A 14,101-nucleotide genomic window follows, 5' to 3' on the forward strand; every position below is an offset into this window, starting at 1 on the left:
CGAGGTGGGTCAGTTTTGATCCGCTGTCAGAGGGTCACGATTCACCCGTCGCCGACACCCCGGAGCGAGGGCACCGAGCTACTGAGGTTGAACTCGTGTTGTCGCCCTGCCGTCAGGCGGGTCTGATGGTCAGGCCGGTTTCGGTGAGGCAGCCGTCGATGAGGTGACTGCGGTATTGGATGGGGCGTAGGCCGTGTCGGATGCGGCGGACGAGGTGCTCTGGCGTGCTGAAGGCGACGTTGGAGAGCCTGCCGCGCCGTAGGAGTGACCAGATGCCTCGGGACCAGGAGGACGGCCTTGAGCTCGTTCATCGCCTGGGTGCGCGCCTTGACGGCCGATTCCTTGGCCAGTCCCTTGCTTGGCTCCGTAGCAGATGTTGGCACTGACGCAACGGGCGAGATCGGAAGAGCTCACTCAGCAGGAAGCGGTTACATTGCCGCAGTAGATCCAGCCGTAGAAGGTGTGGGGCGTGCCGTTGCCGACGACGTACTGGACGTAATACCAACGGTTGCCGGAACTGTTGTAGGCGTAGTGGCTCCAGCGCACGGTTTCGCCGGTGCCCGGCCGCCATACCTCGGCACATCCGGCCGCGTAGCACTCCCTGATCGGGCCATTGTTCAATGTGGTGGTTGGGGTCCACGTGGCAGCAGAGACCTCACGGATTTCGGGGCCAAGGTTGCTCTTGCCGGCTGCTGCGGACGCGACAGGAGCCGTGGCGGTGAACATCATGGCCAGCGTGGCCGCGCCTATAGCACCTGCAGTGATCTTTTCTAGAGCCGTACGGAAGCGCATGGGTGCTCCTTCGGTTCGTTCCGTCGTGGACAGCGTCATATTGAAGCCGCGGGCGGTGGCGCGTCTTGTACAAACGCGAACCCGGTCTCCCATACGTGCCTGGCATCTATTGCCGCCCCGCGCTCCGGTGCGCCGTACGCTTTGGCCGGCCGCCTTGTGCTTGGTGGCAGTGCTGGCCGTCCGGAAGTACTGGGTGCCGGTCCCGGTGATGACCGCACTGTGCTGGGCCCGTAGCGAGGACGGTGCGGTGCTGTGCGTCTGGCCCGGACAGGACGTCGCCAGCCACTGGCCGGACCTCGCAACCGCTGGCATGCGCGCTCTTCCCCCGGGCCCGATCCCGGGCAGGGAAGCCGTCGCCCGGGACGATGGGAGATCGATACCAGCGCGGTGCAGCCCGCGCTTCTTCCCGCGACTGTTCAGCGCGCGAAGAAATCCCTGAAGCAGCTGTCGTTGTCAGAAGTGTCTGTCGTTGCGGATTGGGCGGTGATGCTGCGCAGCTGCCTGGGGGTGTAGCCGGAAAGGGAATGGAAGTCCCGGTTCATGTGTGCTTGGTCGTAGTAGCCGGTCATGGTGGCGAGTTCGGCCAGGGACCGGTATTCCGTGGCAGGCACCGTGAGTGCGTGCTGGAACCGGAGGATCCGGGAGAGCGTCTGCGGCGGTACACCGATGTGCTCTCGGAAGAGGGCCTGGATGCGGCGCCTGCCTCGTCCTGTGGCTGTGACCAGTTCACTCATGGACATGTTGCCGTCATGGGTGAGCAGCAGGTGCCATGCCTCGGTCATGAGCGGTGATGGGGGCGGGCGTTCGGCGCAGCGGTTCATGAGGCTGTTGTCGATGATGGCCCAGCGCCCAGGCCAGTCCTGGGCAGCTGCGAGCCGTTCAGTGATTCTCTCGGTCCAGCCGGTGCCCATGACGTGATCGGGGTGAACCCTTGTTTCCGCGAGGTGGTGCAGAGGTACCCCCAGACAGCGATGCGCGCCGAGGGAAGTGAAGTCGACTTCGATCGCGTGCCCGGGCCCTGGGTAGCCGGCCAGCACAGGGACGGTTTGCACACCCGCGATCAGTGAGGGCCATTGGCCCAGAGGTGCATCGTTGCCGGGGCTGTCACGCAGGTGGAGAGGGGTGCCCCACCCCAGGAGCAACGTTACCGATCCTGCGGGCAGGCTGGTCCTCGCGGGTCTTGCCCCGGCCATCCGGTAGCCACGGTATTTGATGACCTGCTTCCGCAACTCCGCCGAGGGGCGGCCGTGAACTCTTTCGCCTTGATCAGGGCGTTCCACGGCGGCGCCCCCCTTCTTTGCCGCCCGCGGAAGGCCGAGTGCGCCTTTGTCCAAGACTCTGCCCCCTGACGCGCAGTCTGGATGAACTGTCCCGTCATGGTGAAGACGACAACCGGACAATCGGGCGGATACGCATTCAGCCTCTACCCGTGCCAGCCACCTGACGGTTCAATGGAGGTCGAAGCATAGGATCGGGGGCGCGATGCTGGCCGAGGAGTTCGGTTACCGAGTTTCATCGCAACTTGCTCGGGTCATGACTCCTGAGCTCATCGGCAGGGCCGACGAAGAGCTTGAACGGGTGAATTCCGCTCACAGAAAGTCTGCTGAATTCGGGAAAAATGCCCTCTGGATATGCGGAATCGCAGCGCTACTGAACTTGATTGGGTGATGTCGGCCTGATCGTGTCAGCTGGTCAGGGTCAGGCCGGTGCGGGCCTTGACCCCGAATCCTGGACACGGATTATGCGGCTGGTGCCAGCGTAGTTGGCGCGAGGTGGAAGGCGTTCTCGAAGGCAATTGGTGATCGTTGTCCGAGGCGGGAGTGTCGGCGTCGGGTGTTGTAGCGGTGGAGCCGTCTGAAGGCGTCGAGTCGGGCCTCGCGCTCGTTTGGCCAGCTCTTTCGCCCTTGCAGGGTCTCGCGTTTAAAGATCGCGTTGAAGGCTCGGCGAGTGCGTTGTCCGCGCTGGACCCGACCGTGCTCATGCTTCGTCGAACCCCTGCTGACCTGCAGGCTCGGGCGAAGGCTCTGCTCGTGTACTGGGCTCCGTGGTCGGTGTGCATGATCGATCCGGCGAGGCTGCCACGGGTGCGGACTGCCGCCGCGAGGGCGTCGGTGACGAGGTCCGCGCGCATGTGGTCGGCGATCGCCCAGCCGGCCAGACGGCGCGAGGCGAGGCCGTGGACGGTCGCCAGGTAGCAGAACTTCCCCCCGTCGAGGGGCAGGTAGGTGATGTCGCCGGCGTACTTCGTGTTCGGGACCGTGGCGGTGAAGTCGCGGCCGATCAGGTCCGGCGCCTTGGCCGCTGCCGGATCGGGGACGGTCGTGCGGTGCCGGCTGCGCAACCGGACTCCCTCGATCCCGGACGCCCGCATGATCCTGGCGACCCGTTTGTGGTTGACCGCCTCACCGCTCGTCTCGCGGAGCCCGGCGGTGATTCTCGGGGCTCCGTAGGTGCCGTCCGATTCCTGGTGCACGGCCCGTATCCGGGAGGCCGGCTTCGCGTCGGCCGCCTGCCGGGCGGCCCGGTCCGCGGCTGTCCGGCGCCAGTAGCAGAAGCACGAGCGGCTGACGCCGAGGATGCTGCACAGCCGCTTCACGCCGTAACGGCGCTGATGGTCGGCGACGCACTGGAAGCGGTTCACCAGCGCGTCTCCCCGGCGAAATACTTCGCCGCTTTCCGCAGGATCTCGCGTTCCTCCTCGAGCTCGCGGACCTTCTTCCGCAGAGCCGCGTTCTCCGCCTCCAACGGGGCCGGCGGTTGGGCCGGTTCCTGCGTGCGGCGCCCTCGTGGACCACTCGCTCCAGCCGCCCGGACCCAGTTCCGCAGCGTCTCCGGATTGATCCCCGGATCGGCGGCGACCGACCTGATCGTCGCTTCGGGCCGCGACTCGTACAGCGCGACCGCGTCCGCCTTGAACTGCGGCGGGTAGTTCTTCATGACCACGAGATGTCCGTCCTCAGATCCTCAGGATCCAGTGTCTCGTGTGTCCAACATCAGGGGTCAAGGCCCGTCATACAGAGCTCCTCCCAGGGCGGCACATAAATGGCCGCCGTCCCGGGTGCGGCACGGCGGCAGCTCATGATCCCGTCGGGCGGCGGGGTACTCCAATGGGTTTCAGCCGGGCAAAGCGCTGACCGTACAGCCCATGCCCATCTGGGTGAACGTGACGAGCTGACGGCATAGCAATCGCCCCTGTCTCGCGAGACACCCGGATCGCGAAGAACGCCTCCACGTTCACGTCGTGCCCCGCCAGATCGGGGCGACGGCCTGCCCCTGCCCTGGACTCCCCGCAGTTCCTCAACGACAACGCCGACGAGAAGGGCGCCGCCCTTCAGCTCAGACAATGTGCCGCTGAGGCTGCCGCCATCCCTGGACGGGCTCGTGCTTCACCTTGTCGGCATCGCCCGCGGCCATGAGCATGTGGTGATGTCGAACGAGCTGAACGCACTCTGGCTCTTTCCGACACAATGGCCCGGGAAGCCGCTGGCCGGCGGCCGAGCGGTGGGCCGCAGGAGCCATCAAAGCCGCCTACACAGCCGAGGCAGCTCGTCGATCATGCGAGCCGGATGACGGCCGAGAAGCGCGCACTCCGCTGACCCGTCGAGCGGGCCAGGGAGATGTTGGTGGCCGCCTCAGTTCTGGATCAGGCCGACGACCGGGACGGGTGCGACGTGGCCGGTTGCCGGAACGGTCTGCGCCAGGGCGAGGCCGATGTCGACCAGCGATGATCGGCGGAGGCGTGCGACCTCGGGGACGGGAGTCCAGACCGACTCGACGGTTTCGCCGTTCGGTTCAGGACGGAGTTGGCCGCCAGTGATACGGACCTGGTAGAAGATGCCGACATTCTGGTGCTCGATTCCCGCACGCGCGACGGCCGCGGGAATCACTCTTGAGTCCACGCCCAGCAGGCGTTCGACCGCTGCGTCGCAGCCGGTCTCCTCGGCAACCTCCCGGATCACCGCGTCGAAAGGATCCTCGGCGTGCTCGACTCTGCCGCCCGGAAGAGTCCAGTTTCCTGACACGTGATGGGCGAGTAGCACCCGCCCGTCCTCGATGCACACGGCGTACGCCGCCAGCCGGAAACTTCCCCGCTTCGGCTCGCCTGCGATCGGCTCGACTGCACCGTCCATCTCTTGGCTCATTGGGTCATCCTGGCCTACGTCAACTGGTCATTCGCCACCGGAATACCAGTGCCCGCAAGGGGACGGCGATCGTCTTCAGGGTGCCCATACGTTCTCAGCTGCTCCGAGCCAGGAGCTGTTCCGCAGCCTCGCACACCCGAACGTACCGACATTCGTCAAAAAAAGCGGGCAAGTCCGGCTCCATCGAGCACGCCGCCGTCGTCCGCAAGGCCGGCGGCGAGGGCACCGAGCCCCGTCCAGGACACGCGGGGCGGGGCCGCGCTCAGGGAAAATGACCCAGCGGCTCACCGCGCGATCGGGGTCGCCGCCGGAACCGGACTCCAGACCCACTACGCCACCCGCACTTTTGACCCGCAGAGAGAAACGCACGAAGCCCTTCCGTACGGACAGCCCGCTGCCCGCCCGCACGACAATCCCCCGCTACTCGTAACCCGGTCCACGGGAAGTTACGGAACGGCCGATCTTTCTCACTCCGACGCGAGCTGCTTGTGTGTACGAGGCCTGGTACGGGCGTTGGCCCGGCTCGGGCTAGTGGGCCTCCCCCAGGCAACTCAAGGCTTGGCGGAAGTCATCGAGGGCAGGCCCGAACTCGCGGGTGGCCGTGTGGAAGGTCGATCGGTCGATCAGGATCCTGGCCAGTGTTCGTGTTCCCTCTGCCGGGTCGTACTGAGACAGCCGGCGGGCCAGGCTCACTCCCTCGTCGAACAGGGAGTGCACCTGCTCCGCGAACAGATGGGTGCGTTTCTCCCAGTGGACGGCGGAGCGGATGGTGAGGACGCGATGCAGGCGGACCAGCTCGGCCAGGTGCTGGTCCGGATCCTCGGCGGCTTGCGGAGCCAGGGCGTCCACCTCTTCGCGGAGGGCATGACGGCTGTCGAAGTACCGCCGCTTGGCATCGGGCGACCACTGCGTGGGCGCCGCACCCGAAGGCGGACGCGGTCCGTCGTACGCGGGCCGATCGCTTTCGGCACCGGAGAAGGTCAGCAGCACCGTCCAGTACGACGTCTGGTAGCCACTCCAGGATTTCCGTTCACCGGTATCGGCCAGCTCCGTCAGCAGGGCGAGTGCCTCTTGCCGCGCGAGGGCCGCCTGCTCGCCCCGGCCGTGGGTGTCGAGCATCTGCGCGTACCCGATGAGCGAGTAGAGATGGCAGGCCATCGGGCCGCGGTCGTTCGCGGCTTCGGCCGCTTCCATGCCGACGAGTGTCTCGAACGCGGCGAGTGCTTCGCCGGACCGGCCGGCGTCGTGGAGAGCGGCGATCCAGTCCAGGAGTGACCAGGCGAGAGCCCCACTGCTGGGCCCGTTGGGCAGGATTGCCGCGACCAGCTCGGTCATGGCATCGGCAGCCTCGGCATACCGGCCTTCGTCGGAAAGTCCGGCAGCCCACTCATGCAGCCCTTTGACCACGGAGGTTCCGGACAGTTCGGCCTGTGCACGGCCGATGGCGAGCATCTCGGCGCGCAGGGCGAGTCCTTCGGCGCGTCGACCCAGGCTGTACAGCTCTCTCTGGCACGTGTTGAGGGCCCCGTACAGCACATCCGCACGGACAGGTTCGGCCGGATCGATGGACCGCGCCGCGGCCACCGCCTCCTCGTGCAGCGCGAGGCAGGCCGGATGCTTTTTGCCGGAGCTGCTGTCGTAGCTCAGACGTTGCAGCGCCTTGGCCAGGAGCGGCAGGTACGAGGCGGGGCTGACCTGAGCGAGTACCCGGTAGGCATCGACTTCTTCGCGCGGCGTGCGGCGTCCCGACGCGAGAAGCACATTCCGCGCTCGCACGATGTCGTCCTGATCGACTTTCCCCGAGTGATTCATAACGGAGATTCTGAGTGCCCGGAGAGGGCCGAACAAGGCGGGTCAGCTGTGCCGTTCCTCCTACGAAAACAGCCTCTGACCTGTCATGATGGGTGTGACATCACTTCGCCGGGGTGTACTGGTGAACCGGCCCATCAGTTCTCGCCGAGTTCACCCCGTGCCACCTCTGTCGCGTATCCCGGTCGGCTGTTGCCCGACTCTTGGGACCAGAGCGGGCGGTGCTGATCCGTATGCCGAGAAGGCCGCTGAGGACGACAGCCGGGAGTTCACCGGCGAGCTCCATGAGTGCGGTGCTGCTGCGTCCGATGTGAGCCTGACGGAAAGGTTCAGGCGCGCGGCAGCACGCCCAGGAGCGCCGAGGTGAAGGAGACCCGCAGTGCGTCACGCAGCTCCAGGTGGAGCACGCCGAGGGCGGGCTCGTCCGCGTAGGCGGCAACGAGGCTGGGTGGCGGCGGGACGTACGCCGACAGGGCACCCGCCGAGACCAGGCTCATCAGGCAGAACGTCTGCGCTCCGTCGCCGAGTTCGGGCACGTGGCGGCGCACGAGCTCGACCATGGCCGCGAGCCGCGTGAGGGCGGAACGCTTGTGCCGCTTGACCACCTCGACCGAGACGTTGTGCTCAAGGACTCCGCCCTGCGCGCCGAAGAGGTCGCACAGCACCACCCGGTCTGCCAGTGACCGGCTGAGGACCTCGGCCAGCTGGCCTGCCCGCACTTCCGGTGCCGCAGGCGCCTCGATGTCCGCGGCCAGCTCGCCCGCCAACTCCGCGAGCCAGCTCTCCAGAGAAACGTCCAGCAGTTCGAGCAGCACCGCCTCGCGCGACTCGAAATACCGCAGGACGTTCGACTTGGCCAGGCCCACCCGCCGGCTGAGTTCGTTGAGGCTCACCTCGGCCACGGTCATCTCGTCGAGCATCGCCGCCGCCGTGTCCAGGATCGCCCGGCGACGGATCTCCCGCTGCTCCGCGCTTCGCGCCCGCTGGAATGTCACGTCATCAGCCTATCTTAGAGACCGCCGGTCTCTTGACAGAAGACCGGCGGTCTTTTACGTTGATTCCCCTAACAGACCGATGGTTTCTTCAGGAGTGCGTCGTGAGCGGCAACTGGACCGAGCAGCACATCCCTGATCAGCACGGCCGGGTCGCGATCGTGACCGGCGCCAACACCGGGTTGGGCTTCGAGACCGCCCGGATGCTCGCCGCACGCGGGGCAGCGGTGGTCCTGGCCGTCCGCGACGTCGAGAAGGGAAAGCAGGCAGCCGCCCGCATGGCCGGCGACGTCACCGTCCAGGCCCTCGACCTGACCTCCCTGGACTCGATCCGGTCCGCGGCGGCCGACCTGCGCACCGCCCGCCCGCGCATCGACCTTCTGATCAACAACGCGGGCGTGATGTACACCCCGAAGCAGACCACCGTCGACGGCTTCGAGCTGCAGTTCGGCACCAACCACCTCGGCCACTTCGCCCTGACTGGCCTGCTGCTGGACCGGCTCCTGCCCGTCCCCGGCTCCCGCGTCGTGACGGTCAGCAGCATCGGCCACCGCATCCGGGCCGCCATCCACTTCGACGACCTGCAGTGGGAGCGCTCGTACAGCCGCGCCGCCGCCTACGGCCAGGCCAAACTCGCCAACCTGATGTTCACGTACGAACTGCAGCGCCGGCTCGCACCGCACGGCACCACGGTCGCAGTCGCGGCCCATCCCGGCGTATCCCACACCGAACTCACCCGCAACACACCCGCCGCGCTTCGCGTGCCCATCACCTGGCTCGCGCCGCTGCTCACCCAGAAGGCCGAGATGGGCGCCCTGCCCACCCTGCGCGCCGCCACCGATCCGGCCGTCACCGGCGGCCAGTACTACGGCCCCGGCGGCCGGAGGGAGCTCCGCGGCTACCCGAAGCCGGTCACCTCCAGCCCCGACTCCCACGACCAGGCCGCACAGCAACGCCTGTGGACCGTCTCCGAGGAGCTCACCGGGGTGACATTTTCAGCGGTGCCTCCGCAGCGGAGTGATTCCTGAGGCCGCAACCGGATTCCCACGGTGTGCACCGCTTCCTGGTCGCCGACGTGGACGCGCGCCGGAGCGGCCCGTGGTCCTCGCCCTCGCTGCCGCTGACCGTGCTCACACAAGCTCAACGGCCGTCCGGATGTCCTCGTGGCCTGTCACAGGAGTCGCAGGACGCCGGGAGCACGATCGTCGAAGATCTCGACCAGCCAATCAAAGACAGTGGGTCCGCGTCCTTCTCTCGCCGCGGCCAGATCAGCGCTGACAGACGGACGGTTCGTGGGGTGACAGCGTGCCAACCGGATCTCCAACTGCCGGGCTGTCTCCGGATGGCCGAGATGCTCGCGAGACACCTGGTGGTCGCGCCACTCCACCGCATAGTCGTCGTCCGGCGCTCCGAAGCCACCGCTGAGGCAGTCGGAGAAGGCATCGAGGTTTCGACCGAAGTAGCCCCCGGGACCATTGATCGCTTCGCCGATGACTCGCCAGAAGTCTTCCAGCGTTCTGATCCGCGTGCCGTCCAGCACATATGTCGGTGTCACGGCTCGGAGAATACGTGCGGTTCCGCACCGTGTCGCTCCGATTCCAACTGCCTGCCGGCAGGACCGTCGCAGGCCGGCGCGCCGCTGGAATCATCGCCGACGTGCCGAATGGGCAGCTTGCCGACGGGGCGAGCTTCCCGTCCGGCCGATGGTCCAGTCGGGCCCGGGTGAGGGTGGCGGCGCCCGGTATCGGGCGGCGCCGGGGACGGCCACCCCCGGGCCGTGCTTGCTCGCGGTGATCCGCGCGGCCGACTCTCCCCGGATCCGCTCCACATCACCCCGGCTTCACACGCCGGAGATGCCCACCACCAGGGAAAGAAAGAACACCGAAGGCAACGAAGCATGACGAGGGCCTTCCGTTTGGATCATGCCGGGCCCGCTGGGCCTGCGGCACCTACGGGAGAACGATGTTGCGGCCCGGTCCGCCGTCGACGGTGTCCTTCCCCGGGCCGCCGCCGACCAGATCGTCGCCGCCCTCGCCGTGCAGTGTGTCGTCGCCGAGGCCGCCGAGGACGATGTCGTTGCCCTCCCCGCCCATGACGTGGTCGTCGTCCGGGCCGCCGTAGACGAGGTCCGCACCCCCGTACGCCTCGATCATGTCGTCGCCCCGGCCGCCCCACAGCCGCTGGTCGCTGTCGTCGCCCATCAAGTGGTCCATGCCGTCGCCGCCGTCCAGGATCACGCGCCCCATGACCATGTCGTCCCCCGCGTCGCCCCGCACCGTGTGCGCGGTGTGGGCGTGCAGTTCGTCGTCGCCGGGGCCGCCGTGGACGGTGGCGACCCCGGGGTCGCTGGTGGCGATCCTGTCGTCGCCGTCTCCGAGGAAGACGTCGATCCTGTCCGGCCGGACGTTGCCGGTGGGCAGTTCACAGACGACGTAGGTGTCGTCCCCGGGTTCGAGGTACGCGCAGTGGTCGCCGGGTTCGAGCGGGACCGCGTCGCGGAAGCCGATCCGCCGGACCCCGGCGCCCAGATCCATGGGGATCACGTGAAGGTCGTTGGCCTGTCCCGCGGCGGCGGTGAAGACGATCGACTGCGCCGCCCAGTCGGCGCCGACGCGGGCCTTCCCCCCGGTGGCGGCGGAGGTCGCGGCTGCCGGGGCGGCGGCCAGGCCGGTGGCGAGCAGGGTCACGACGACCACGCGGACGGTGGCTTTGTGCCGGTTCATGGGGCCTCATCTCTTTGGGGCGACCGATGGGTCGATTCTGCTGGGCGGAGTGTCTGTCGCGGGATCCTGTGGGTGGTCGCGAGGGCGACGACGTCCTTGCATCCGCCCTCACGAGCGGGAACTCGTGGGGTGTTCGGGACGAGGACTCCGGCCGCGGGCGGCGCGCTCCGGTGCCCCGGACGTCCTCGTGGCGCCGCCCCCGGCCCGGTTCGTCGCCCGGCCCGGTTCGCCGGCCGGCGCCACGAGACGGACCACGGGGAAGGGCTTGAGGGCGCCGAACCGGAGAAACACCGTGCTCGCCCAGACCTTGTGGAGCCCCGATTCGCACCGCTGGGCCCGGCCGACCGAGTCGATCGCGCCCGTCGTCTCCCTGCGGCCAGGAGAGGACGGGCGCGATCGCCTGCGCACAGATACGAGCCACCCGGTGCCCGGAGCGGTCGGCGCACCGTTCGCACGAGGCGCCGTCCGGGCCCGCCAAGTCGCGGTTCGTCCTGGCGGGGCCGGATGGTGCGGCACCGTGTCAGCTCACATTCACGTCCACGCAGGCATAGAAGGCGTTGGCCGTGTCGGCGATGTTCCACACGGCCAGCACCTTCTGCTTGCCGGTCAGGCTGCCGAAGTTCACCTGGTGGGTGACGGTCTCGCCGGGCCGGGCGCCACCGTCGTTGACCTCCGCGATCTTCCGGCCACCCGCGTAGTACTGCCAGGTGCTGGTGGCGTGCCGTGCTGTCAGCCGCCAGTTGAAGCTGGTCGTCCGGCTGACCGGAGTGACCTTCCAGCCCTTGCCGTCGTTGTTGAGCTCGGCAAAGGCGGCGTTCCCTCCGCTGCAACTGGTCAGCCCCTTGGGGCCCTCGACACTCTGCGGCTCGTACTTGATGGAACCGCAGGAGACCACGCCGGAGGCGCACTGGGCCTGCCGGCTGGGAGGCGAGGATATGTAGCCGTGCGCGCTCGCGCTGCCGGCAGGCAGGCTCACGGCCAGGAGCGGGGCGATCCCCGCGCCGATGGCGACGGCCAGCATCTTCTTGCTCTTCATGACAACTCCTCCGTGGGGGTCCGCGCCTGCCCGCTCGAAGCAGGACAGACATGCGCATGTCAAGCAGCAACTCCATGGCGACGGGCCGCCATGAGTGGCGACGGAAGCGTACCCTTCTTGGTCTAGACCAAGCTAGTGTTCGGGCGCGACCACCGCGTCCGGCTGCCGGCGGGTCCTGCGGAGCGGGCTGTCCCGGCGGTGCACCGAGCCGGCGCCGGCCGCGCGGGAGAGGTCGTACTGCCCCCAGGCACAGGAAACCGGCAAGGGCACCGCTGACTTCCCACTTCACGGCGAAGCGACAGTCAACAGCCACCAGCCCCTGACGGTGAGCCGGAGCCGAACTCGTGAACATGACCAAGGATGTTCCGCCACACGCGGTTCGGCTTGCCCACGGCGGGTGCGATGAAGAAGCCTGCAGCAATGACTGTTCACGCTGTACCTGGTAGAGCTGACAAGTCGGACGAGAAGAGTCTGGACCGGTTGACCGCCCTGTCCGACGGAATCTTCGCCATCTCCATGACGCTGCTGGTCCTCGACATTCATGTCACCGCCGGACTGGACGCGGCGGATTTCCGCCGCATGGCGCACGATCTGCTGCCCAAGATCGGCGCCTACGCCTTGAGTTTCGGCATCCTCGCCGGTATCTGGCGCGACCACCGCCGGATCCTGCAGCTGACGCGCCGGACGGACGGGCTGTGCATGCGGCTCACGCTCGCCAGCCTCGGAGTAATCGCGCTGGTCCCCTTCCCCACCACCATGTTGTCCGAGTACGCCTCGCAACCTCTGGCGGTCGCTCTGTACGCAACCACCATGGTCATCATCAACCTGCTGCAACTGGCCGCTCTGATCACCTCCGGGTGCCGTCCCCACCGCCGCGGTCCCGCCTCCGGCCACTACCGCTTCAACGTCGTCACCGACCTGAGCACCACGGCCCTGGTCTTCGCGGCAACGGTGCCGATCGCCTACATCTCGACGACCGCGGCCATCTGGACCTGGCTGGCGCTGATCCCCGCCAGAATGGCTCTCGCGCGGCACGGGCGATGGCAGTCCCGCCGGAACACCGCCGACAGCCCTCGCCCATGACCCGGAGCCTCCGACGGCAACGGCGGTGAGCCGCACCACGCTGCACTCTTCCCGGAGCGCACCCAGAACGCTGGGGGCCGATGCCCGCACCGCGAGAATCAGGCCGCGGCCGACCGAGCTGTCCACCAAGCCGGGCTCGGAAGTTCCCCCCAACCCCCAACCCCCACCCCCGCCCCCACCGCCCCAGACGCAGCTCGTCTCCCCAGCCGCCCGCCCCTGAGCGAACGCGGCCTTCCGGGTTGCGCCCGAGCGCCGGACCCCGGACGGCTACCCTGGGCCACCGGACAGCACGTCGCACGTGAAGGGACATCACATGGGGCACGAGGACTGGACGGTGGACCGGCTGCATGTCGCGCTCCCCCACTCCGCATCACGCCAGCAGCTCCTCCAGGATGTCAACCTGACCCCGATCGACAGTCTTCCCGCTGTACTCGACGGATGGGCGGCCGCGGCCGAGGACCTTGAAAGAGCGCGGCCGATGATCGAGGCGGCCCGGGTGAGCATGAAGGTCCGTGGCGTTCTGCCCGAGGGGTTCGAGGCGCGGGACATGACCGCGGACATCCTGCGCGATGCCGGCGCCCGCCACGACCGGACCGCCCCCACCCGCCGCCGCGGCAACCGCACCGGCCCGCAGGATCACGGCCAGGGCGCGGCGTGACCTACCGGCTCCACTTTCCCGCGGACGTCTTCGACACGTACAAGCAGCTCCCCGAGCTTGCCCGCCGGGACCTCGCACTCATCCTGGTCGACGCGCAGGAGGACCCGCTCGGGCGTTCCGAGCCGTACGGTCAGGACGACGGCATCATCCGTACCGTCGCCCAGGGCCATGTCACCGCAGTGGTCCTCCTCGGCCACGACACCCGCACGCTCACCGTGCTGGCCATCGCGTACGCCGGGCCCGCCTGACCCTTCGCAACCTGTGCCGCGTTCCGTACCTGTGACGCGTTCCGTTCCTGTGCCGCGTTCCGTTCCTCATTGCTCGTGCCGGGACGCCTCTTCGAGTGAGAAATCGGCGTGAGCAGCGTGCGAGACCCGTGCGGGCAGCACAGTGGCCGCATGACCATCGAAGTCGACGCCGTCGTCGAAGAGCCGCCTTCCCGCCGCCTGCCTCTGCCCGAAGGCGTCCGGATCGCCCGGCAGTTGCTGGCCGGTGTCGGGGACTACCAGATGCGGCGGGCCATCATCCTTCTCGGCCACTGCCAGGACGGGTACTGGCTGTGCCGGTTCAGCCGCGACTCCGCCCTGGCCGGAATCCTTGAGCCGGCCGAACACCCGGCGTCGATGGACTGGGACCAGATCGTGGAACTGCTCCGCACACCGGAGGTCCTCAAGGACGACCACCTGGAGCCCGGCGCCCTGGACCCCCGTCTCGCCCTCCTTGAGATCGCCGCGTCCCTCGGCACAGGCCGCCCCGTCGACCTGCGCCGAGCCGCGTGTGTCCTGCCGGCCTCGGAATGGCGGGACCTCCTCGGGCGGATCGAGCCCGCCGCCGACTTCGCATAGCCGGCCCGGCCGGGTGCGGGC

The 14,101-nt window shown here is 68.1% G+C and carries 13 protein-coding genes and 2 pseudogenes; 5 read left to right on the top strand and 10 right to left on the bottom strand.

Annotated elements, in window-relative coordinates; genetic code table 11:
- Positions 1-112 precede the first annotated feature (112 nt).
- The 7 genes and pseudogenes from A6A29_RS46630 to A6A29_RS17135 all read right to left on the bottom strand — a co-directional run.
- A pseudogene (locus A6A29_RS46630) lies at positions 113-277 on the bottom strand (transposase); the annotation flags it as partial.
- A 137-nt stretch (positions 278-414) separates the two neighbouring features.
- Positions 415-792, bottom strand: a complete 378-nt coding sequence (locus A6A29_RS44780; protein ID WP_143196998.1) for a hypothetical protein — start codon at positions 790-792, stop codon at positions 415-417.
- Positions 793-1,208: 416 nt separating this feature from the next.
- Positions 1,209-2,072, bottom strand: a complete 864-nt coding sequence (locus tag A6A29_RS17110) for a helix-turn-helix domain-containing protein (RefSeq protein ID WP_143196999.1) — start codon at positions 2,070-2,072, stop codon at positions 1,209-1,211.
- A 459-nt stretch (positions 2,073-2,531) separates the two neighbouring features.
- Positions 2,532-3,735, bottom strand: a pseudogene (locus A6A29_RS17115) (IS3 family transposase).
- A gap of 689 nt (positions 3,736-4,424) precedes the next feature.
- On the bottom strand, positions 4,425-4,922 hold the full coding sequence (locus A6A29_RS17125; RefSeq protein ID WP_073720956.1) for an NUDIX hydrolase: 498 nt from the start codon (positions 4,920-4,922) through the stop codon (positions 4,425-4,427).
- Between the two features lie 540 nt (positions 4,923-5,462).
- Positions 5,463-6,746, bottom strand: a complete 1,284-nt coding sequence (locus A6A29_RS17130) for a hypothetical protein (protein WP_079182807.1) — start codon at positions 6,744-6,746, stop codon at positions 5,463-5,465.
- Positions 6,747-7,072: 326 nt separating this feature from the next.
- On the bottom strand, positions 7,073-7,738 hold the full coding sequence (locus A6A29_RS17135) for a TetR/AcrR family transcriptional regulator (RefSeq protein WP_073720957.1): 666 nt from the start codon (positions 7,736-7,738) through the stop codon (positions 7,073-7,075).
- Between the two features lie 101 nt (positions 7,739-7,839).
- Here A6A29_RS17135 and A6A29_RS17140 point away from each other — a divergent pair, with 101 nt between their 5' ends.
- A complete protein-coding gene (locus A6A29_RS17140; RefSeq protein ID WP_073720958.1) occupies positions 7,840-8,763 on the top strand; it encodes an SDR family NAD(P)-dependent oxidoreductase in 924 nt (307 codons plus the stop codon).
- A 143-nt stretch (positions 8,764-8,906) separates the two neighbouring features.
- On the opposite strand, the gene A6A29_RS17145 is transcribed toward A6A29_RS17140, so the two are convergent.
- The 3 genes from A6A29_RS17145 to A6A29_RS17155 form a co-directional block, all read right to left on the bottom strand.
- Entirely contained in the window at positions 8,907-9,290 is a 384-nt protein-coding gene (locus tag A6A29_RS17145; protein ID WP_073720959.1) for a barstar family protein, read from the bottom strand.
- 394 nt (positions 9,291-9,684) lie between these two features.
- Positions 9,685-10,458 (bottom strand): calcium-binding protein, encoded by a 774-nt coding sequence (locus tag A6A29_RS17150; protein ID WP_073720960.1) that lies wholly within the window; start codon positions 10,456-10,458, stop codon positions 9,685-9,687.
- Positions 10,459-10,978: 520 nt separating this feature from the next.
- Positions 10,979-11,494: a lytic polysaccharide monooxygenase auxiliary activity family 9 protein gene (locus tag A6A29_RS17155; RefSeq protein WP_073720961.1), complete on the bottom strand. Its 516-nt coding sequence runs from the start codon at positions 11,492-11,494 to the stop codon at positions 10,979-10,981.
- A gap of 420 nt (positions 11,495-11,914) precedes the next feature.
- On the opposite strand from A6A29_RS17155, the gene A6A29_RS17160 reads away from it, so the two are divergent.
- The 4 genes from A6A29_RS17160 (at position 11,915) to A6A29_RS17175 (ending at position 14,080) form a co-directional block, all read left to right on the top strand.
- Entirely contained in the window at positions 11,915-12,577 is a 663-nt protein-coding gene (locus A6A29_RS17160) for a TMEM175 family protein (RefSeq protein ID WP_073720962.1), read from the top strand.
- Between the two features lie 313 nt (positions 12,578-12,890).
- Positions 12,891-13,235 (top strand): hypothetical protein, encoded by a 345-nt coding sequence (locus tag A6A29_RS17165; protein ID WP_073720963.1) that lies wholly within the window; start codon positions 12,891-12,893, stop codon positions 13,233-13,235.
- On the top strand, positions 13,232-13,483 hold the full coding sequence (locus A6A29_RS17170) for a hypothetical protein (RefSeq protein WP_073720964.1): 252 nt from the start codon (positions 13,232-13,234) through the stop codon (positions 13,481-13,483). The genes A6A29_RS17165 and A6A29_RS17170 overlap by 4 nt, the downstream gene beginning before the upstream one ends.
- Before the next feature lie 150 nt (positions 13,484-13,633).
- Positions 13,634-14,080, top strand: coding sequence for a hypothetical protein (locus tag A6A29_RS17175; protein ID WP_073720965.1), 447 nt, complete (start codon positions 13,634-13,636; stop codon positions 14,078-14,080).
- The last annotated feature ends 21 nt before the right edge of the window (positions 14,081-14,101 follow it).

It is taken from the genome of Streptomyces sp. TSRI0281 (assembly GCF_001905125.1).
Lineage (GTDB): Bacteria > Actinomycetota > Actinomycetes > Streptomycetales > Streptomycetaceae > Streptomyces.